Here is a 20,172-nt window from a genome sequence, read left to right as displayed (position 1 = left end):
AACATACTGGGCCCGTGAGCGAGAGTCCGGCGCATGGCCAGCTGCACCAAGCCGAGCTGGTGACCTCGGCACCGGCCGAGGCCGCCGCGTACTACGAATGGCTCCTCGAGCTGCCGACCGGGAGCGAGCCGGGACCCGCCCTCCGTGACCTCGGAGCATCAACGGTCCCTCCACGGCTGCCGGAGCTGACTGGGTGGGTTCCCGTCTTCGTCGTGGACTCGGTCGAGCGGGCGGTGGAGCGGGTGCACGACCTCGGAGGCACGCATCATGACCTGCGGGACGGCGCGGAGGAGCGGCACTACGTCGTGAACCGAACCGGCGCGGTCGTGCGGCTGCGGTCGCGGAGCGGCGTGTCCACGGACGAGCCCTCCATCTACGGGCACGCCAACTGCGACTACTCCGCGCTGAGCGTCGACGACGCCACCAAGTTCTGGGGCCGGCTGCTCGATCTCGACTACCTGGTCATGCGCGACGACCCCTTCGAGATGCGGTTCCTCCACGGCGACCGTCGAATCGCCACCGGCATCTTCAAGCTGCACGGCGTCGCAGGCTTCGCCTCCCGGCCGTACTGGCTGATCTACTTCGAGGTCGAGGACGTCTCGACGAGCCTGTCCCGGGCCGTGGAATCCGGCTCCCGTGTCCTCATCCCCGCCTCCGCGTCGCCCTTCAACACCTACGCCGTCCTCACGGACCCCTGGGGCAACCGGTTCGGTTTCAGCACGCTTGCCGACCCGCAGGTGCTCAGCAGCGTCGAGGTGCTGGGGACGGACGGCGCCGTCTCGACGATGGACCACTTCGTCGACCTCTACCCCACGCCCGCTGCGCGTCCCCGCAATTGATCCCACCGTTGTGCGCGGCGCACATCAAGTACGCCGCGAATTGGCCGCGACCCTATGGCTTGCCCAAGATCCCCCTCGAAGACTGGTGACCTGTCACTCCACCGAAGGGGGTCACCTCATGACTCGTGCCAGGACGCCCGTCCAGACACGCGCGGCTTCCGGTCCGGGAGCGCCCATCACTCCTCCCGCCCGGGACCCCGGCCTCAGCGGCCCGTACAGCCAGGCGATCGTCACCGAGCCCGACGCTCGGATCCGCAGCGAGCTTCAGCGACTGCTCGACCGGGCAAGGGACATCCGGGAGCTGCTCCGGGCGCGGCAGGCGCAGACCGAGTCCGACGGGCAGTACGCCCAGGACACCCACGAGTACTTCCTCGAGAACGGCTTCTACAAGGTGCTCCTGCCGCGGCGCTTCGGCGGCCTCGAGCTGGGCGTTCCCGCGTTCTTCGCCCTCATCTCCGAGGTGGCGCGCGGATGCCCGTCAACGGCCTGGTGCCTCTCGCTGTCGGCGGCGCACACCTTGACGCTGTCCTCCTACTGGCCCGAGGCGACGCAGGACGAGGTCTTCGGCAAGCACGGCTACATGATCGCCCCGGCCAGCGGCAACCCGCGGGCCGCGACGGTGGTGCCGACGGAGGGTGGTTACCTCGTCTCCGGGACGTGGCGCTACTGCTCCGGTGCGCCGTACTCGACCCACTTCTTCCCCACCATCATGGTCCCCGGGGCCGACGGCGAGGACGGGTACCGCGCCTGGGCCGTCATCGACCGCGAGGACTTCACGGTGCTGGACGACTGGGGCCGCGTCATCGGGATGCGCGGGAGCGGCTCCAACAGCATCACCATGGAGAACGTCTTCGTCCCGTATCACCGCATCAGCCGCGAGACCTGGACCGCCCACGCCGACGGCCCGAGTGTCGGGTACGCCGTGCACGGCAACCCGACGTACTCGGGCGTGTTCATGGGCTTCGCCGAGGGTGAGGTGGCGGCGGTCGCCGTCGGCCTCGGGTACGCGGCGCTGGACGAGTACGAGCGCATCATCCGCACCACCCGTGCCCCGTTCGACCCGACCGGCAACCTCCGCGCCGAAGCCGACGACTGGCGGCGGGTCCTGGGCATGGCCATGGCACAGGTCGACGCCGCGCAGGGGTCGCTCCTGCACAGCGGCCGGCTGTACGAGGAGTACGCCCGCCGGTCGGCGACCGAGGGTGAGGCGTTCGACGAGGCGAGGGCCATGCGGCTCAACAACGCGCACTTCGTCGTCGAGGAGCTCGTGTGGGAGGCCGTGCAGACCCTCATCCGGACCGCCGGAAGCGGGTTCTCGGCGGACGGGCAGGCGCTGCAGCGCTACTTCCGGGACATCTGGACCACCCAGAGCCGTACCGACCAGTTCCAGTTCTTCGCGGCCCCGACGGCGGGGTACCACCTTGCCGGCCAGGTCCTGCACGAGGCCGCCCAGCGCGCCGCCGAGACCGAGTCCGTTCCCGAGCCGGCCCTCGCGGCGGGCACGGCCGGCGCATGAGCACGGGTGACTCGGTTCGGGGCCACCAGAAAGGACAGATATGAACCACACTGACTACCCGGCGGGGGCCAGCGTCTGGCAGGAGCTCGAGGCGCGCTCCGCCGACGGGCTCGCGGAGTTCTACGCGGCGGTCCTCGGCTGGGAGCTGAGGAGGGTGAGCGAGACCGCCGGCGTGTTCCTGCGCTCGGGCACCGTCGTGGCGGGCCTGCGCGTCGACCCGCAGCTCGACCCATCACGGGCGGGCTGGCGAACCTATCTCGGAGCCGAGGACCTCGACGCCGCGACCGACCGTGCGGTCACCGCAGGCGCGCGCGTCATCCAGAGGGGCAAGCAGCTGGCGGTGCCCGGCAACGCCGTCGAGCTCGTCGACCCCTTCGGCGCGCTGTTCGGCCTGGCCGTGCTCCCTCCCGGGGTGGCGGTGCCGCCGTCCCCCGAGCTGGGGCGGCTGTCACTCACGGACCCGACGAACCACGACGTCGAGAAGCAGCTGGAGTTCCAGCGGTCTCTGTTCCCGGGGCAGGCGTCGGAGCCGGTCGACCCCCCGATTCACTTCTTCCGGGACGCCGACGGCACCGCCCTGCGTGGCACCAACGAGGTGGAGCCGGCGTTGCGCGAGATGCTGCCGCCGCACTGGTTGCCCTGGTTCAACGTGGCGGACCAGGCCCAGGCCACTGCCGCGGCGACACGTGCCGGTGGGCGGGTCAACACCCAGGACAACGTGCTGAGCTTCGGCCGGTGGGGCGTCGTGGTAGACCCGTCCGGGGCCGACTTCAAGGTGCTTCAGCTGACTGTGCCGGCGCTTTGACGCGTTCCCCCACGGCAAGCAGAAGGGCTCCGGTCTCCCAGGAGACCGGAGCTCTTCGTCCCTCGTGCCCTCAGACGTCCCAGACCGCGGGGAGCCTCGTGGCGCCGAGGAAGGGGTAGCCGGAGACCTCCGGCGGGCGACCCACACCTGCTTCTTCCCGGGCGTGTCCTTGGAACTCCTCAGCGCCGAGGTACAGAGTCGGGATGCGGGTCGCGACGCGGATGCCGTCGGCCACGCCGAGCAGCTCCGCGGCGGTCGTGGCGTCACCGCCGTGGGCCTCGTACCAGGCGACGATCTCAAGACAGATCGCGCCGGCGTGCTGGTCGCCGCCGGATGCGGCGATGTCCACCCCGTCCAGGGCGAGCACGTATGCACGGTTGCGGTCGCCGTCGCGCCAGGCGGCGAGCGCGAGGGCCCACAGCACGTAGTTCCGCAGCCATCGCTCGCCGTGGCGCTCGCAAAGCGCCACGGCCCGCTCGCAGAGGTCGTAGGCCGTCGGCAGATCGCCCTCGCATGATGCGGCGGCAGCCAGGAACGACAGGTCCAGGAAGACGTCGCTGTCCGGGCCCGCGTCGACGTGGTGGTCGAGCGCACGCCGGAGAAGGGCGCCCGCAGCCTGAGGATTGCCGGCGTAGAGCGACCGGATACCGCAGATCTGGTCGAGGGCGGCGCCCGCGGCGACCGTGGCCGGCGGGGAGGCGCTGGCGGTGGCGATGGCGGCGTCGGCCCGGGCGACGTCGTTGAGCGCCAGGGCCAGCCATGCGAGGGCCCAGCAGGCCTGGAAGCGCTCATCGGGGTCGTGGTCGTCGCGCTCAAGCAGCGCGTCGAGGTGCTGCGCGGCCCACTCCATCCGGCCGAGCGCGCTCCACAGCGGCCACAGCCGGGTGAGGACCGAGGCGAGCTGGCGGGGGTTCGCGTCACTGGCGAGGAGATGCTCGAGCTGATCGACCCAGCGGCTGGTCTCCGCCAGCAGCTCCGCCTGTGCAGGCCCGAACCAGCTCCGGCCGAAGGCGCAGGCGTGGTTGAACCACCAGGAGCACAACGCGGTCCGGGCGAGCACGCCGACGTCCGGGTCCGCGTGAAGGTGGGCGGTGGCGGGGGGTGCGGTAGAGGGCGGGCAACCTGAGGTGCCGGGTTCCCGCAACGTCCTGGCCGTCGAGGACGCCGTCGGCGACGAGCTCCTCCAGGCAGCCCTCCGGGTCGAGAACCCCGACGGCGGCGAGCACGGCGGTTCCCTGCTCGAGCGTGAACCGGCCCGGAAACACCGACAGTGCCGTCCACGCGCGACGGACGGCGGGGGCCGCGCCGTCGAACCGCCGTGCCGCGATGACGAACATGGCGCCCAGCGGTCCGCCGCGCGCAGGTTCCCCGGCCCGTCCCGCCGCCTCAAGCGCGGTGACCAGTGAGCGCAGCGAACGCGTCCGGCAGGCTCGTTCCGCAAGTGGGAGCACGTCGGGCATGTGCCCGACGACGTCCCGCAGGCGGGCGAGCTCCGCGCCGTCGAGGGTCGTCCCGCCCGCCATGCCTCCTCCTTCCACCGCTGCGAGAAGCGCGTTCGCTCGGCGATCCGAGCGCGCTCGCGGGACCGGCACACCCGCGAGCGCGGCCGGCGCGTCAGAGATTGGCCTCGACCGGCTCCGACGTGGGGTCGTCGGCCTCCGGCAGCGTCCGGGCGCGGCCGTGCTCGAGCAGGGTCTCGTAGCGGTGGGCCCTGAAGCGACGCGCCAGCAGCGCGACGCCGACACCGACGAGGAAGACCACCACCGGCAGGAGCTGCAGTGCGACGTTCACCGCCGGGTCCGCGGCGGACAGCACCGAGAAGTTCATCAGGGCCACCGTGGCGATGGATCCGAGCAGGACGAAGGAGAGCAGAGGCGAGAAGGTCGAGGCCCAGCGGGACACGGGCAGCTCCCTGTTCCGGCGGAAGAACCGGAGGATCGCGACGCTCGTGAGGGTGAAGAGGATGAGCGGGCAGAGGGTCCCGACGGCGATCTCCCAGCCGAAGACCATGAACGGGTCGAGTCCGCTGAGCAGGACCGCGAGCAGGAGGGCGGCCCCGATGGCCGAGGTCACGACCGAGGCGACGTACGGGGACTTGTGACGACGGTGGACCCAGGTGAGCCGCAGCGGCAGGACGGAATGGCCCAGCGAGTGCAGGTAGCGCGTGACGATGTTGTGGTACGAGAGCACGCAGGCGAACATCGAGGTGATGGCCAGGACGGTCACCACGTGCATGAAGATCGGTCCCACCCATTCGGCCGCGGTGGCAAAGACGACGTTGGCGGGGTCGGCCGCGACGGCGTCCATGACACCCTGCGACCCGTACGCCTGCATCCAGGCCCAGACGGCCACGCCGTAGAACAGAGCCGCGCCGATGAGCGTCATGAAGATGGCCCGCGGGATCGTCCTGCTCGGATCGCGTGCCTCGTCGCGGAAGATCGCGGTGGCCTCGAACCCCATGCCGACGCTGATGCCGAAGAGCACGCCGAGGGCCAGGGAGCCGTTCGTGAGGGTGCCGCCCTCGAAATACGGGGTGATCTGGATGCCCTCAGGGCCGCCGCCGCGGGCCAGGATGGCCACGTCGAGGACGATGATGACGAGGACCTCGAGGACAAGGGCCACGGAGAGCACCTTGGCACTGAGATCGATGTTCACGTAGCCAAGGAGGGCTACCAGGACGAGCGAGATCACGGTCCAGGCCCACCAGGGCAGCAGCGCCGTGCCGAAGAACGACTGGAGCGTCCCTTCGACGGTGAGCCCCAGGAGCATGTAGACGAAGCTCTGGAAGAGCAGGTAGCCCAGCATCGCCAGGAAGCCGGATCCGACCCCGACCGGCCGGCCGAGCGCGGCCGTGATGTAGGAGTAGAAGGCCCCCGCCTTCTGCACGTGCACCGACATCGCGGCGAACCCCGCACCGAAGACGAGGAGCACGAGCGGCCCGACGATGTAGTCGAAGGCGATGCCGGCCCCGTTGCTGTTCAGCATGTTGACCGGGGTGGACACGAAGATGGTCAGTGGTGCGGCGGCCGCCACCACCATGAAGACGATGGACAGCGGACCGAGGGTGCCGGACAGCCGGCTGGACGGTCCGCCGTGCGGCGTGCGGTCGGTGACGTTGGTGGACATCGGGCCTCCGATGGGTGCGGTCTGGCGAGCCGGCACGTCCTCGTGACGGCGCGCGCGTGAGGAGGGAGGGCTTGTCGGGGCCAGGTCGACGACCGGTGGCGACCTGCTGCCATCTGAACGAGCACTCGTCCTGCGTGGCAAGTCCTGAGGCGCCGAGGCGACCAGAACTCGCTAGCCCCCTAGTAAGACGGCAACGCTGGCGCTTGTCGTTGTGACGGGCGCATAGGAACACCCCCACGAATTGGTCATGCGTCACATTGGGGCCGTCATCCAACCGGTCCTAGTGTTCGGGAAATCCGGCGGGCTCCCCGCCGGGACGCCCCGTCACCGTCGACCAAGGGAGGTCCGATGTTGGTCTCGACTGCCCGCGTGGGGACGGCCACCAGCTCCCGGGTTCGCCGGTACGACCCCGCGCGACGGCTCCGGATCGTCGAGTCCGCGCTCGCGGTCATCGAGGAGCACGGGGTCGCCGGTCTCACGTTTCGCGCGGTGGCGGCGGCCGCCGACGTGCCGCTCGGGTCCACGACCTACCACTTCGCGGACAAGGACGAGCTCCTCGAGGCCACCGTCCGCCTCGCCCGCGAGCGCAGCCGGGAGACCACGCGCCTCATCCTGGCCGACGCGGTGACCCGGTTCGGACTGCCCGGCGGCATCGCCCACCTCGTCGAGGAGCTCACGCTGAATCGGCACGAGCGGCTCGTGATGGAGCACGACCTCTACCTGTCCGCCATCCACCGCCCCTCCCTCAGGGCGGAGAGCCGGCAGTGGTCCGACGACTTCGTCGACATCGTCGGCGAGTACACCGATTCCCTCACCGCCCGGACGCTGGGCCTCCTGTTCGACGGTCTCTGCCTCCAGGCGGCGGTCCTGGACCACCGCTTCCGCGCCGCCGACGTCGAGCCCCTCGTCCACCGGCTGCTCCAGGGAATGATCCTCGCCGACCGCGGCACCACCTGAGGCAGCACACACCCCACCCCAGCCGCCGGCGCCACCCGTGGTGCGCCCCCGACCAACCGCAGCATCGCGTCCGACCCTGTCCAGCTCTGTACGAACGTCCATATGCCGGAGGTCCCCATGACCGTCGCCACCGTGGAACCGAGAGGGTTCCGAACTGCGCTCAGCCGCTTCGCCAGCGGCGTGATCGTCATGACGGCGACCTCGCCCCAGGGCGACGTCCACGGCATGACGGCGAGCTCGTTCCTCTCGGTGTCTCTCGACCCGCCGCTCGTCCTCGTCTCCGTCGACCGTCGCACCCGCATGCACGACTTCCTCGGCCCCGTCGACCACTACGGGGTCAGCGTGCTCGCCCACGACCAGCAAGACGTCGCCGGTCACTTCGCCGGCCGTCCCTGCGGGCTCGTGCCCCGCTTCGTGTGGCGGGACGGCGTCCCGCTCCTCGACGGCGCCCTCGCCCACCTGACCTGCCGCATGTACGACCGGCACACGGCGGGGGACCACACGCTGTTCATCGGCGAGGTCCGCACCCTCAACTACGACGACGGCGCGCCCCTGATCTTCTTCTCCGGTGCCTTCGACCGCCTCACCCCCAAAGGAGCCCTCGCATGACCGTGTCACAGACGTCGCCCGCGGCCGCCACCGCCACCGCCCGGCCGCAGACGGGGGAGGAATACCTCGCGAGCCTCCGTGACGGGCGCGAAGTCTGGATCTACGGCGAGCGCATCGGCGACGTCACCACCCACCCCGCGTACCGCAACTCCGCCCGGTCCATCGCCCGCCTCTACGACGCGCTCCACGACCCGGCCGTCAACGCCAACCTCATCGCCCCCACGGACACGGGCAACGGCGGCTACACCCATGCGTTCTTCAAGGCGCCGCGCACAAAGGACGAGCTGCGCGCCGGCCGCGACGCGATCGCCGCCTGGCAGCGGCTCGTGTGGGGCTGGATGGGCCGCACGCCCGACTACAAAGCCTCCCTCATCACCACGCTCGGCGCAGACCCCGACTTCTTCGGCGAGTACGCGGCGAACGCGCGAAGCTGGTACACCCGCGTGCAGGAGGACGTCCTCCACGTCGGCCACGCCATCGTCCACCCGCCGGTGGACCGCAGCCGCGGGGTCGAGGAGGTGAGGGACGTCTTCGTCCATGTCGAGGAGGAGACCGACAGCGGCCTGGTCGTCAGCGGCGCGAAGGTCGTGGCCACGGGGTCACCGCTGACCCAGTACGTGTTCATCTCGCACTTCGGTGCGACGCTGGGGAAGAAGGAGTTCGCCCTCATCTTCATGGCGCCGGTCAACGGCCAGGGCGTGAAGTTCTTCTCCCGCGCCTCCTACGAGTCCGTGGCCGCCACCGCAGCCAGCCCCTTCGACTACCCGCTCAGCAGCAGGTTCGACGAGAACGACGCGATCATCGTCTTCGACCGGGCCCTCATCCCCTGGGAGAACGTCCTCGTCTACGACCCGCAGAAGGTCACCGAGTTCAACGGCGCCGCCGGCTGGATGTCCCGAGCCGCGCTGCAGGCCTCCACGCGCCTGATGACCAAGCTCGACTTCGTCGTCGGCCTGGTGAGCAAGGCCCTCGACATCACCGGCTCGGGCCAGTTCCGAGGCGTGCAGGCGGGCCTCGGGGAGATCATGGCCTTCCGGCACATGGTCGCCGGCCTCAACGATGGGATGATCCAGGGCGCAAACCCGGGCTTCGGCGGCATCATGACGCCCAGCGAGGAGTACGCGCTCGCGTTCGCGGCGCTTACCCCCGGGCTGTACACGCGGATGAAGCAGATCATCGAGACGATCATCGCCTCGGGCCTGATCTATCTGAACTCCAACGCCGTCGACTTCACGACGCCGGAGGTGCGGCCCTATCTCGACCGTTTCCTGCGCGGGTCGAACGGCCACACAGCCCTTGACCGGTCGAAGGTGATGAAGGCCCTCTGGGACTCCATCGGCAGCGAGTTCGGCTCCCGTCACGAGCTCTACGAGCTCAACTACTGGGGCCAGCCCGAGAAGACCTACCTAGACATCCTCGGTCTGGCACAGGAGAACGGGGAGCTCGACCGCGTCCGCGGCTTCGCCGAGTCGTTCATGTCCGAGTACGACCTCGCCGGCTGGACGGCGCCGGACCTCGTCAACCCCACCGACGTCAGCCGCATCCGCCGCGCCTGAGCGGCATCCACCGGATACCACGCGGGCCGGCCGGCCCGCCGAGAGGAAGTCCCTAACGTGACCAAGGCAATCCACTTCGAGACCACCGATGGAACGCGGCTGATCGGCCGGCTGGAGGGCGACGTCATCGTCTCCGCCGGGGCGGCGCCCGCCGGCGGGTTCGTCCCCACCCCCGAGAACTGGGCGCTGGTCGCCACCGCGGACGGGCCACGCTTCCCGCTCGCAGAGGTCCACGTCCTGGCCCCGGTGGCCCCGGGCAAGATCCTCGCCATCGGGCTGAACTACCAGTCCCACGTCGAGGAGACGAACCTCGCGCACCCTGACTCGCCGGTCGTCTTCGCCAAGCTGCCCTCCTCCGTGACCGGTCCTCACGACGCCATCGTCATCCCGGCCGAGGAGACCCGCCCTGACTACGAGGGCGAAGTGGGCCTGGTCATCTCCCGGCGCGCCTACCGGGTGAGCAAGGAGGAGGCCTGGGACTACGTCGGCGGCCTCACCGCCCTCAACGACGTCAGCGGCCGGCGGGCCCAGCTGGAGACCCCGATGCGCCAGTTCACCCTGGGCAAGAGCTTCGACACGTTCACCCCGCTCGGCCCGGTGCTCACCAGCCTCGACGGGGTCGCGGACCGCGCCGCGGTGAGCGTCCGCACGACCCTGTCAGGCGAGATCATGCAGGCCGGCAACACGCGGGACCTCATCTTCGACGTCCCCACCCTGATCGAGTACCTGACGCGCGGCGTGACGCTCGAGCCGGGGGACCTCATCGCGACCGGCACGCCCGGCGGCGTCGGTGACGAACGTACGCCCCCCCGCTACCTGCGCCCCGGCGACGTCGTAGAGGTCGCCGTCGAGGGCGTGGGCTCCCTGTGCAATCCGGTGCTTGCCGAGGCGGACGTCCGGGACCTCGCGGGCGTCGCCGTCGCCGCCGGGGCCTGAGGGGAGGACGCGCCATGAGAATCTACCCGCAGGGGAACCGCGAGTACGTGTACAACGGCCGATTCACCGGCCCCGTGCAGCTCGAGATGATCATCGAGGCCCCGGACGCCACCCAGGACGACATCGCCCGAGTGCACTGCACCGACGGGGCGGTGACCTTCTGGCACAGCCACCCGGGCGGTCAGGTGCTCATGCTCCTGAGCGGCACCGGCCGGGTGGGCACCGGCGACGGCGAGCACCGCGGCATCGAACCCGGCACGGTCGTCGAGACGCCCCCGGGCGAGCCGCACTGGCACGGCGCAGACGACGGCCACGACGCGGTCTGGCTCGCCATCACCCGCGGCGTTACCGACTGGACCGACCAGCCTCCCGTGGAGTCGTCGTGGGCCGGGCACCGCTGATCCTCGTGGTGGCGGACCGCAAGTCCGCCACCACCGGCGCCTGGGTCGACGTGCCCACGGACGGCCTGCCCCACTCCTACCTCGCGGCCGTCGAGGCGGCGGGCGGCGCACCCCTCGTGGTCCCGAGCCTGGCGGTGCACGCCGACGACCCTGGCCGGCTGCTCGACCTCGCCGACGGCGTGTTCCTGCCAGGGGGCCGCGACGTGCACGCCGACGCCTACGGGCAGGACGCCCACCCGGACAACGACGAGCCGCTGCCGTTGCGGGACGCGCTCGAGATCGCCCTCATCGTCAGCGCCCACGAGCGGCACCTGCCGGTGCTCGGCGCGTGCCGGGGCATGCAGCTCATCAACGTCGCGCTCGGCGGGACCCTTGAGCAGCACCTCGCGGACCGCCTCGACATGGCCCCCCACCGCGGCGACGTCGGCACCTTCGCCAGCCATGACGTCGTCATTCGGGAGGACAGCCGGCTGGCCTCGGTGCTCCCCCGGCGCAGCTTCTCCATCGCCTCGCACCACCACCAGGCGGTCGACCAGCTGGGGATGGGGCTGACCGCCTCGGCCTGGGCGCCCGACGGCGTCGTCGAGGCCATCGAGACCACATCGGGGCCATTCTGCCTCGGCGTGCAGTGGCATCCCGAGCAGCAGCTCGCGCCTGAGGGCCTCGCCCTGTTCTCCGCGTTCGTCGGCGAGGCCCGCGCGGCCGCGACGCGGCGACGGGCCGCTGCCACCGAGGACCGGAGGGAGCGGGTGGCCCATGTCTGAGGCACGCACCGCGCAGGGGTGGAAGGCACTCGCGGGCGCGGTCGACTGGCCCGGGCGGCTCGTCCTGGACGGGCGCCAGGTCCCGCCGCGCGACGGTGCGACCTTCACGCTCGTCTCCCCGCGGGACGGCGCCGTCCTCGTCGAGGCGCCGATGGCGGGGACCGCCGATCTCGACGCCGCCGTCGCGGCGGCACGCCGGGCGTTCGACGACGGGCCCTGGCCGCGTCTCGCACCGCGCGAGCGCAAGCGGGTCCTGCTGCGGTGGGCGGATCTCATCGAGGACCACCGCGACGAGCTCGCGGTGATGATCAGCGCGGAGATGGGCAAGCCGGTCAGCGAGGCCTGGGGCATCGAGCTGCGCGCCGTGCTCGCCACGTACCGGTGGTACGCCGAGCTGGCGGACAAGGAGGCCGGGGAGGTCCCCGTCACCGGCGAGGACGACCTTGCGATCGTGACCCGCGAGCCGGTCGGCGTCGTAGGGGTGGTCACACCCTGGAACTTCCCGCTCACGCTCGCGGCGTGGAAGATCGCACCGGCGCTCGCGGTCGGCTGCAGCGTCGTGCACAAGCCGTCCGAGCTCACCCCGGCCTCGGCGCTGCGTATCGCCGAGCTCGCCCTCGCCGCCGGGGTCCCAGAGGGCGTCCTCAACGTCGTCCCGGGGACCGGTGTCGAGCTCGGGCGGGCGCTGGGCGAGCACCCCGGGGTGGACACCCTCGCCTTCACCGGGTCGACGGCAGTCGGGCGGGCGTACCTGGAGTATGCGGCACGGTCGAACCTCAAGCGCACGTGGCTCGAGCTCGGCGGGAAGTCGCCCAACATCGTCCTGCCCGACGCCCCCGACCTCGCGGCAGCCGCCGCCACGGCGGCCTGGGGGATCTTCTTCAACGCCGGCCAGATGTGCACGGCACCGTCCCGCCTCATCGTCCACCGGGACATCGCCGAGGAGGTCGTTGACGGCGTCGTCCGCGCCGCGCGGGGCTACGCGCCGGGCGACCCGTTCGACCCAGCGACCACCATGGGCCCGCTCGCGTCGGCCCGCCGGCGCGAGGAGGTCGCAACGCACGTCACCCGGGCGCTCGACGAGGGGGCAACCCTCGCGGCTGGGGGCCACGCCGGCGACCTCGACGGCGAGCTCGCCGGTGGGCATTACTTCGCCCCCACCGTCATGACCGACGTCGCCCCCGGCTCCGCGCTCGCCCGGGAGGAGGTGTTCGGACCAGTCCTCGCTGTCGTCCCCGTCGCCGACGAGGGGGAGGCCGTCGCCGTCGCCAACGACTCCGACTACGGGCTCGCCGCCGGGCTCTGGACCTCCGACCTGTCACGGGCCCACCGGCTGTCCCGGCAGCTGCGCGCCGGAACGGTCTGGGTCAACTGCTACGAGGAGGGGGACCTCACCGTCCCCTTCGGCGGCTACAAGCAGTCGGGCAACGGCCGGGACAAGTCCCGGCACGCCCTCGAAAAGTACACCGAGCTCAAGACGACGTACGTCCGGCTCTGAGCCGCGCACGGATTGCGTCCACGAATCCCGAGAAAGGGCTGGTCGATGACCTCCGCGACCGACACCACCAGGGCCCCGGCATCCGCTCCCGAGCTGGCCCACCTCGACCGGCTGCTCGCGCGGGGGGTCCAGGTGGTCCGCGTCGTGCACTCGGACCTCTTCGGTCGGCAGCGGGCCAAGCAGTACCCCGCATCGGCCCTGGCCTCGATCCTCGGCGGGGTGGCCTACTCGAAGATGAGCGTCGCGGAGGACCTCCTCGGCGTCCCAGTCTCGGAGACCGACTTCCCGGCCCTGGCGAGCCACCCGGACCTCCACGCCGTTGTCGAGCCCGACACGGCCGTCGCCCCGCCCTGGGAGCCGGACGCGGTGTGGGTGCTCGCCGGACTCTACGAACACGGCGAGCGCTCGCCACTCTGCCCGCGCGGTGCCCTCGCCGCGGCGACCCGGCGCCTCGCCGAGCTCGGGCTTACCGCGCAGGCTGCCCTCGAGCCGGAGTTCTACCTCTTCGAGCCGGGAGGCGGGAACCCGAGGCCGTACTCCGTGGACGGGGTGTCCTACACGATGGACCGGGGCACGGACCCGGCCGGCGTCGTGGGACGAATCCACCGCAACCTGCTCGACCTCGGGGTTGGCGTGACGGTCGTGACGCGGGAGTTCTCCCCGGGACAGTTTGAGGTGAACCTCCACCACGCGGAGGCGACGGCGGCGGCCGACCAGGCCTTCCTCATGAAGACGGCGGTCAAGGAGCTCGCCGTCATCGAGGGGCTGCGGGCCAACTTCATGGCGAAGCCCATGACCGGCCACGAGGGCAGCAGCCTGCATGCCCACGTCTCGCTGTGGGACGCCGACGAGCGCAACGTCCTCGTCGCACCGGACGGCCGGTCCCTCAGCCCGACCGCGCTCGCGGCCATCGCCGGCGTGCAGGCGCACGCCCCGGCCCTCATGGCCCTCGCCGCCCCGACCGTCAACTCCTACAAGCGGCTGCGCGGCGAGGGGCTGTCCCCCCGGTCGACCAGCTGGGCGGAGGACAACCGGCGAGCCTTCGTGCGGGTGCCGGCCGAGCGGGGCACGTCGACACGGTTCGAGGTCCGGGCCGGGGATGCGAGCGCGAGCCCGCACCTCCTGCTCGCCGGGATTCTCCACGCCGCCCGCGACGGGATAGTCCGGGGTGTCGAACCCTCGCCCGGCGGGGCCGCACTGCCCGCCTCGCTCCCGGCGGCGCTCGACGCGCTCGCGGCCGACGACGTCCTCGTCGACGGACTGGGCGCCGAGCTCGTCGACGTCTACGGCGCGCTCAAGCGCGCGGAGGTCGCCGCCTTCGAGGCCGCCGTCACCGACTGGGAGTGGAACCTCTACAGCGTCCACGCCTGACCCCATCGAGCCCCCACCCCTCTTCGCAGAAGGACTGACCGACCATGATCAAGCTGTACGACATCGACCACGTCTCCCTGGGCGTCGAGGACCTCGACGCCGCCGCCCACTCCTGGCAGGTGGAGTTCGGGCTCCTCGAACGGGAGCGCGAGAACGGCCGTGCCTACCTGGCTTGCAACTATGAGCCCTACTCCCTCGTGCTCGAGAAGACCAACACCCCCGGAATCCAGTACGCCGCGTACAACCTCCATCCCGGCTTCAGCCTCGCGGACGCCGAGAAGCACCTGCGGGAGCACCACGTCGACTACGTGCGCACCGACGACGCCGTGGCGTTCACCGACCCGGAGGGCAACGGGGTGCGCCTGGTGCCGTACCGCAGGCGTGCGGGGCAGGACGTCCTGCCCGTGGCCTCCAGGCAGACGAGCGAGATCCGGCCGGGCGGCCCGCGGCGCCTGGGCCACGTCAACTACCTCGTGGCGGACGTCGACGCCATGGTCGACTTCTACACCACCGTCGTCGGCCAGCAGCTCACCGACCGGCTGGGGTCCGACGCCGGCGCGTTCCTCCGCGTCGGCGCCGACCACCACGTCAACGCCTTCGTGAACACCGGCACCCCGCATTTCCACCACGTCGCCTTCGACCTGGTGGACTTCGGGCAGATCCGCCAGTCGTTCGACCACCTCGCCCAGCACGGCCGGTGGTTCCCGTGGGGCCCGGTGCGCCACGGCATCGGCGGCAACCTTGCCGGCTACGTCCGTCTGCCCGAGGCGGAGTGCTTCGTCGAGCTGTACTGCGACATGGAACAGATCGACGACCAGCACGAGCCGCGGGAGTTCCCGGACGACCGGAAGAGCTCGAACGTCTGGGGCATGCTCCCGCCCCGGTCCTACTTCCGCTTCGACAAGGAGACCGTCGAGGCCGAGCGCGAGTCCCTGCGGGCCATCTGGGACTGACGGGCCGGGAAGTGCGGCACCCGGTGGCGACGACGTCGCGTCGTAACCACCGGCCGCCTCTTCAGTCCGCCTGCACCATCAAAGGAGCGTCCATGAACCACCCCAGGTACCTCATCTTCGGACTCGGCGCCGCCGGCTCGGCCGCAGCGGCCGTCCTTCTCGACCAGGGCGCCGAGATCGTGGGGGTCTACACCCGGTCGAGCCACGTCGGGGAGGACGTCGGCACCGTGCTGGGCAGGTCGGCCTACGGGCTGGACGTCCGTGCCGTCACCGATTTCTCGCCCGATCCCACGTCTGCCGACATCGCGCTGTTCTTCACCACCACCGCGCTCGCGGACCTGCTCGGCGCCGCGAAGGACTGCCTCGAGGCCGGCATCGACGTGCTGACGATCGGCGAGGACGCGCTGTACCCGTGGGCGCTGGACCCGGTGACGGCGCTCGAGCTTGACGCTGCGGCGAAGGCGGGGGGCGCCTCTCTGGTGGCGACCGGGATCAACGACATCGCCATGGCCCGGCTGCCCGTCGAGCTCGCCGCCCTCGTGCCCGGCGTGACACGAATCGAGGTCGAGGTGACGGGCGACTTCGCCGCCTTCGGGGCCGCTCCTGGGGTTCCTGCAGATAGGTGCGCAGCCGGCGGACCTGCTCCCGCCGGGCGGGGAGGGCGAGAGCCCGTCGATCACCCGGCAGTGCGCGCACATGATCGCTGGGCTCGCCGCGCTCGACATCAGGTCCGAGGATGTGCGGCACGAGCCGACCGTCGCGCGAACGCCGGTCCACGTGCCCGCGCTCGACCTCGTGGTCGAGCCCGGCGCCATTACCGGGTGGGTGCAGACGGCGGTTGCCACGACCAGGCAGGGCGTGACGGTCGAGGTGCGGCTCGTCGGGAAGTGCTTCGAGCCCGGTGAGGAGGAGTACGCGCACGCGACCGTCTCGACGACCCACCTGGACCGGCCCATCACCCTGCGGGTCAGCCCGTTGCCCGGTGTCGAGACCACAATCGGCATCGCGCTCAGCCGCGTCCCCGACGTGCTGGCCGCCGCCCCCGGGTTCGTGCGCGCCGAGGACCTGCCGAGTGCTCGCTTCCGGGTCCCCGAGCCCGGCCGGCGAGTCGCGCGCGCATGAGCGAGGGCCGTGGGCGCCACGGAGACTGACCGGACCGTAAGGGAGAGCAGTTGTGACCGCCCAGACCCAGACCCAGACCCGAGCGATCCTCTCCGTCGCAGACCTGCTCACAGCCGTCGTCCCGGCCGAGGGAGGCCGGAACATCTACGACCCGGCGACCGGCGCGGTCGTCGGGCGCGCCCCAGAGCGGACCACCGCCGACCTCAATACCGCGGTCGAGGGCGCCCGTGCCGCCCAGTCCCGGTGGGCGGGCCTGGGCCATGAGCGCCGCAGCGAATACCTCAACCGGGCCGCCGACGCCGTCGAGGCCTCCGCCGAGGCGCTCGCCGAGCTGCTCTCTCGTGAGCAGGGCAAGCCGCTCAATGGGTTGAACGCCCGCTTCGAGGTCGGTGCCTGCGTCGGTTGGCTACGGGCGACGGCGTCGTTCGAGCTAGAGCCGGAGGTCGTCGTCGACGACGGCGGCGGCCGTGCCGAGCTGCACTACCGGCCGCTTGACGTCGTGGGCGCAATCGGCCCGTGACCGAGGAACAGTTCGGCCCCGCCCTGCCGATCGTCAGGTACTCCTCGATCGACGAGGCCGTCGAGATGGCGAATGCGCTCGAGGTCGGCCTGGGCGCCTCGGTGTGGTCTCCAGACATCGACATGGCACGGAAGGTCGCCGCCCGCATCCAGGCCGGCACCGTGTGGATCAACAAGCACGGCGCCGTGGACCCACGGGTGCCCTGCGGTGGTGCCAAGCAGTCCGGGTACGGGCTCGAGTTCGGCGTCGAGGGCCTCAAGCAACTGGGCGCCCCGCGGGTCATCTCTACTAGAGCGAGGGAGAGCACCGTGGATCCCGGGGTCGGTGCGCCTCCGGCGTCGCCGTGGTCTCACGGCCTGCTCCGGCGGCGCGCAAGCGGGGGCCTCCCCGTCGTCCCGCCCGCGATGCCGTTCCGGCTGCCGTCCGCAACAATCGAGCGTGCCCAAAAGAGTGCTCGCCCAGCGGTACGAGCTCGATCACCGGCTCGCCCGTGGCGGGATGGCCGAGGTGTGGCGCGGGATCGACCTCGTCCTCGCGCGGCGGGTCGCCGTCAAGACGGTCAGCCTGACCGACGCCGCCGACCCCACGCTCGGTGAGCGCATGCACCGGGAGGCGGTCGCCACCGCGGCGCTGGAGCATCCCGACATCGTCACGGTCTACGACGCCGGCGTCGACGGGGACACCGCCTACATCGTCATGGAGCGGCTCCGCGGCCGGGACCTCGCGGCCGTGCTGCGCGACGGGCCGCTCCCGCTCGGGGAGGCCCTGCGCATCGCGAGCCGGGTGGCCGGGGCGCTCGCCGCCGCCCACGCCTCGGGCGTCGTGCACCGGGACGTCAAGCCGGCGAACATTCTCGTCGACGGCGACAGGGTCATGGTCGTCGACTTCGGGATCGCCGCCTTCGAGTACCAGTCGGTCGCCTCCCTCGCCGAGCCGGGAACCACCCAGGGCACCGCCGAGTACATGGCGCCGGAGCAGGCGCGCGCCGAGAGCGCCACGCGCAGCACGGACATGTACTCCTTCGGCTGCCTGCTCACCGCGCTCGTCGCCGGCCGTCCTCCCTTCACGGGCAGGCGGCCCGACGCCATCCTCCATCAGCACGTCTTCGTCGAGGCGCCCCGGCTGGGCCGCCTCAGCCCCGGCGTGCCGGAGGAGCTCGACCGCCTGGTGGGCGATCTGCTGGCGAAGGACCCCGACCGGCGACCGTCCGCCGAGGAGGCCGCCGAGATGCTCACCGACCTCGCGGCGCGGGTCCAGGGCGCGACCGTCGAGGCGGCAGCTGGAACGGTCCTGAGCGTTGCCGTTGACGGTTCCGCCGATGCGCCCACCATCGCGCCGGACGTCGTCACCTCCGCGACCGAGGCACACCCGCGGCCCTGAAGCGACAGCACTGACCCCTGTGCGGCGGCGGCGAGCGGTCCGGCCCCGGCTCAGCTCTGGTCGGCGGTGGGGGAGTCGCCCGGGACCGGGCCGTGCGGGTTGCCAACTGGCTCGGGCGCGGCGGCGTCGGCGCGGCGGTGCGGTTCGCCCTCGGCGCCGTCCTCGTCCGCCCGGCGGGGCGGTTCAGCGTCGGACCCGTCTCCGTCGTCCGAACCTGCCGTCTTCTCCTCCGCGGCCGACGCAGTGACCAGGAAGGCGTTGACCCAACGGGCGCTGGGGTCGGCGTCGATGAGGACGGCCTTGAAGAAGAGGGTGAGCGGCACCGCGAGCAGGGCGCCGAGCGGGCCGACCACGAGCGCCCAGAAGACCAGGGACACGAACGTGACGGTCGGGCTCAGGCCGACGACGTCGCCGGTGATCTTGGGCTGGACGATGCTCTGGATGGAGAAGTTGATGACGCTGTAGACGACCACGACCCACACCATCGTCCCCACCCCGCCGTCGAGGAGCCCGATGAGCGCGGGCGGCACGAGCCCGAGGACGAAGCCGACGTTCGGGATGTAGTTCGTGACGAAGGCCAGCACGCCCCACGTCAGCGCGAGCGGCACCCCGATCGCGTAGAGGGCGACGACGTCGACGACGGCAACGATCAGGCCGAACACCGTGGCGACGATCCAGTACCGGCCGACCGCGACGACGAAGCCCGCCAGCGCGACGGAGAGCCGGGGCCGCGCCCGGGCCAGCAGGGAACGCCTGCTGGCCGTGTCGGTGGAGTCGATGGCGAGGAAGAACATCACCACGAGAAGAAGAGCCACCTGCGCCCCCGCGGCGCTGAGTCCGCTCGCGGCCTGCTGCAGGAGCCCCAGCACGCTGTTGAAGTCCACCGACCCGAAGAGCTCGTCGATGTCGGCCGCCTGCATGCCCAGCGACGCGAGCCAGTCGGAGACGGTCTGGTAGAGCCCCTGGAACTCGGACGCATACCGGGGGAGCGTCGTCGAGAGCTGGGCCACCGAGAAGCCGAGCGCAACGGCGAGCCCGGCGAGCACGAGGTACAGCCCAAGGAGTACCAGGAGGGCGGCGAGCAGCCTGTGCATCCCGAGGCGCACGAGCCGGCGCTGCACCGGACGGGCCGCGACGATGAGGGTCAGCGCGAAGAACACCGGGGCGACGATGCTCTGGGCCGCATGGAGCCCCGCGGCCACGACGACCACGCCGGCCAGGGCGAGGACGAGACTCAGGGTCGAGGGGGCCCGGCCGGCCGCAGCGGCCGGCGGCTGCCGGTTGGGGACGGCCACCGCGTCATCATGTCATCGGCGCCCCGCTCAGGCGTCGACCTCCCCGACCGAGCGAATCCCGTCCTGGTGGCGAGGCGACACGGAGGACGGGCGGCCGGTATGCCCGCCAGGCAGCGGTCGGGGGAGTAGGAAAGACCCATGCCGCGCTGCTTCCCGCCCTATCCCGACTTCCCGACCGGGTTCCACGGCGAGCGCGCCGTCTGGGAGGCGCTGCGGGACCAGCTGCCCGACGAGGCGATCCTCCGGTGAAGGGCCTCGAGCGCCCGGTTGTCGTGCTGTGCGTCAACGGGTTCCGGGTCGAGCGCGCCCGGGAGATCCTCTACACCGGGCTGTCCCGGGCGAGCTCGCTCCTCGTCGTCGTGGGGCCGAGGGCGCTGGTCGAGGAGATCGGCGGGGAGGCGGTGCAACAGCGACTCAGGGCCGCGCAACCGTGGTCCGCCGGCGTGGTGGGGTAGGCGGCGCGCGCCGTCGGACGGGACTGTCGGTGGGGCGCCATAGGCTGGCGCCGGACGACTGGAGGAGGC

At 71.6% G+C, this 20,172-nt stretch carries 18 protein-coding genes and 1 pseudogene; 16 read left to right on the top strand and 3 right to left on the bottom strand.

The features are described 5' to 3' along the window. Nucleotides 1-14 precede the first annotated feature (14 nt). The 3 genes from ACF0H8_RS01140 to ACF0H8_RS01130 all read left to right on the top strand — a co-directional run bounded on the left by ACF0H8_RS01140 (nt 15) and on the right by ACF0H8_RS01130 (nt 3,160). A complete protein-coding gene (locus ACF0H8_RS01140) occupies nt 15-839 on the top strand; it encodes a VOC family protein (RefSeq protein ID WP_395287159.1) in 825 nt (274 codons plus the stop codon). A 118-nt stretch (nt 840-957) separates the two neighbouring features. Then, nucleotides 958-2,355: an acyl-CoA dehydrogenase family protein gene (locus tag ACF0H8_RS01135; RefSeq protein WP_395287158.1), complete on the top strand. Its 1,398-nt coding sequence runs from the start codon at nt 958-960 to the stop codon at nt 2,353-2,355. A gap of 40 nt (nt 2,356-2,395) precedes the next feature. Then, entirely contained in the window at nt 2,396-3,160 is a 765-nt protein-coding gene (locus ACF0H8_RS01130; RefSeq protein ID WP_395287157.1) for a VOC family protein, read from the top strand. Nucleotides 3,161-3,230: 70 nt separating this feature from the next. Here ACF0H8_RS01130 and ACF0H8_RS01125 read toward each other — a convergent pair whose 3' ends face one another. After that, complete coding sequence (locus tag ACF0H8_RS01125; protein WP_395287156.1) at nt 3,231-4,220, bottom strand: hypothetical protein; 990 nt, start codon at nt 4,218-4,220, stop codon at nt 3,231-3,233. A gap of 554 nt (nt 4,221-4,774) precedes the next feature. After that, nucleotides 4,775-6,286, bottom strand: coding sequence for an APC family permease (locus ACF0H8_RS01120; protein WP_395287155.1), 1,512 nt, complete (start codon nt 6,284-6,286; stop codon nt 4,775-4,777). A 348-nt stretch (nt 6,287-6,634) separates the two neighbouring features. On the opposite strand from ACF0H8_RS01120, the gene ACF0H8_RS01115 reads away from it, so the two are divergent. The 12 genes and pseudogenes from ACF0H8_RS01115 (at nt 6,635) to ACF0H8_RS01060 (ending at nt 18,353) form a co-directional block, all read left to right on the top strand. Continuing rightward, nucleotides 6,635-7,243 (top strand): TetR/AcrR family transcriptional regulator, encoded by a 609-nt coding sequence (locus ACF0H8_RS01115; protein WP_395287154.1) that lies wholly within the window; start codon nt 6,635-6,637, stop codon nt 7,241-7,243. 117 nt (nt 7,244-7,360) lie between these two features. After that, complete coding sequence (locus tag ACF0H8_RS01110) at nt 7,361-7,852, top strand: flavin reductase family protein (RefSeq protein ID WP_395287153.1); 492 nt, start codon at nt 7,361-7,363, stop codon at nt 7,850-7,852. After that, entirely contained in the window at nt 7,849-9,408 is a 1,560-nt protein-coding gene (locus ACF0H8_RS01105; protein ID WP_395287152.1) for a 4-hydroxyphenylacetate 3-hydroxylase N-terminal domain-containing protein, read from the top strand. Before ACF0H8_RS01110 ends, ACF0H8_RS01105 begins: the two co-directional genes overlap by 4 nt. Before the next feature lie 57 nt (nt 9,409-9,465). After that, complete coding sequence (locus tag ACF0H8_RS01100) at nt 9,466-10,344, top strand: fumarylacetoacetate hydrolase family protein (protein ID WP_395287151.1); 879 nt, start codon at nt 9,466-9,468, stop codon at nt 10,342-10,344. A 14-nt stretch (nt 10,345-10,358) separates the two neighbouring features. Further along, on the top strand, nt 10,359-10,745 hold the full coding sequence (locus ACF0H8_RS01095; protein ID WP_395287150.1) for a cupin domain-containing protein: 387 nt from the start codon (nt 10,359-10,361) through the stop codon (nt 10,743-10,745). Continuing rightward, the gene (locus ACF0H8_RS01090) at nt 10,727-11,509 is read left to right on the top strand and encodes a gamma-glutamyl-gamma-aminobutyrate hydrolase family protein (protein ID WP_395287149.1); all 783 of its coding nucleotides are present in this window, start codon (nt 10,727-10,729) and stop codon (nt 11,507-11,509) included. Before ACF0H8_RS01095 ends, ACF0H8_RS01090 begins: the two co-directional genes overlap by 19 nt. Continuing rightward, nucleotides 11,502-13,007, top strand: coding sequence for an aldehyde dehydrogenase family protein (locus ACF0H8_RS01085; protein ID WP_395287148.1), 1,506 nt, complete (start codon nt 11,502-11,504; stop codon nt 13,005-13,007). The genes ACF0H8_RS01090 and ACF0H8_RS01085 overlap by 8 nt, the downstream gene beginning before the upstream one ends. A gap of 45 nt (nt 13,008-13,052) precedes the next feature. Further along, a complete protein-coding gene (locus ACF0H8_RS01080; protein ID WP_395287147.1) occupies nt 13,053-14,378 on the top strand; it encodes a hypothetical protein in 1,326 nt (441 codons plus the stop codon). A gap of 44 nt (nt 14,379-14,422) precedes the next feature. Beyond that, on the top strand, nt 14,423-15,331 hold the full coding sequence (locus ACF0H8_RS01075) for a VOC family protein (protein ID WP_395287146.1): 909 nt from the start codon (nt 14,423-14,425) through the stop codon (nt 15,329-15,331). 696 nt (nt 15,332-16,027) lie between these two features. Beyond that, nucleotides 16,028-16,453: a hypothetical protein gene (locus ACF0H8_RS01070; RefSeq protein WP_395287145.1), complete on the top strand. Its 426-nt coding sequence runs from the start codon at nt 16,028-16,030 to the stop codon at nt 16,451-16,453. Between the two features lie 85 nt (nt 16,454-16,538). Further along, nucleotides 16,539-17,260, top strand: a pseudogene (locus ACF0H8_RS01065) (aldehyde dehydrogenase family protein); the annotation flags it as partial. 151 nt (nt 17,261-17,411) lie between these two features. Then, nucleotides 17,412-18,353, top strand: a complete 942-nt coding sequence (locus ACF0H8_RS01060; RefSeq protein ID WP_395287144.1) for a serine/threonine-protein kinase — start codon at nt 17,412-17,414, stop codon at nt 18,351-18,353. Nucleotides 18,354-18,403: 50 nt separating this feature from the next. On the opposite strand, the gene ACF0H8_RS01055 is transcribed toward ACF0H8_RS01060, so the two are convergent. After that, a complete protein-coding gene (locus tag ACF0H8_RS01055; RefSeq protein ID WP_395287143.1) occupies nt 18,404-19,648 on the bottom strand; it encodes an AI-2E family transporter in 1,245 nt (414 codons plus the stop codon). Nucleotides 19,649-19,893: 245 nt separating this feature from the next. Here ACF0H8_RS01055 and ACF0H8_RS01050 point away from each other — a divergent pair, with 245 nt between their 5' ends. Beyond that, complete coding sequence (locus ACF0H8_RS01050) at nt 19,894-20,103, top strand: ATP-binding domain-containing protein (RefSeq protein WP_395287142.1); 210 nt, start codon at nt 19,894-19,896, stop codon at nt 20,101-20,103. Nucleotides 20,104-20,172: the final 69 nt, after the last annotated feature.

The sequence above is a fragment of the Georgenia sp. AZ-5 genome (assembly GCF_043952095.1).
GTDB lineage: Bacteria > Actinomycetota > Actinomycetes > Actinomycetales > Actinomycetaceae > Georgenia.
This window is presented reverse-complemented; position numbering and strand designations above follow the sequence as displayed.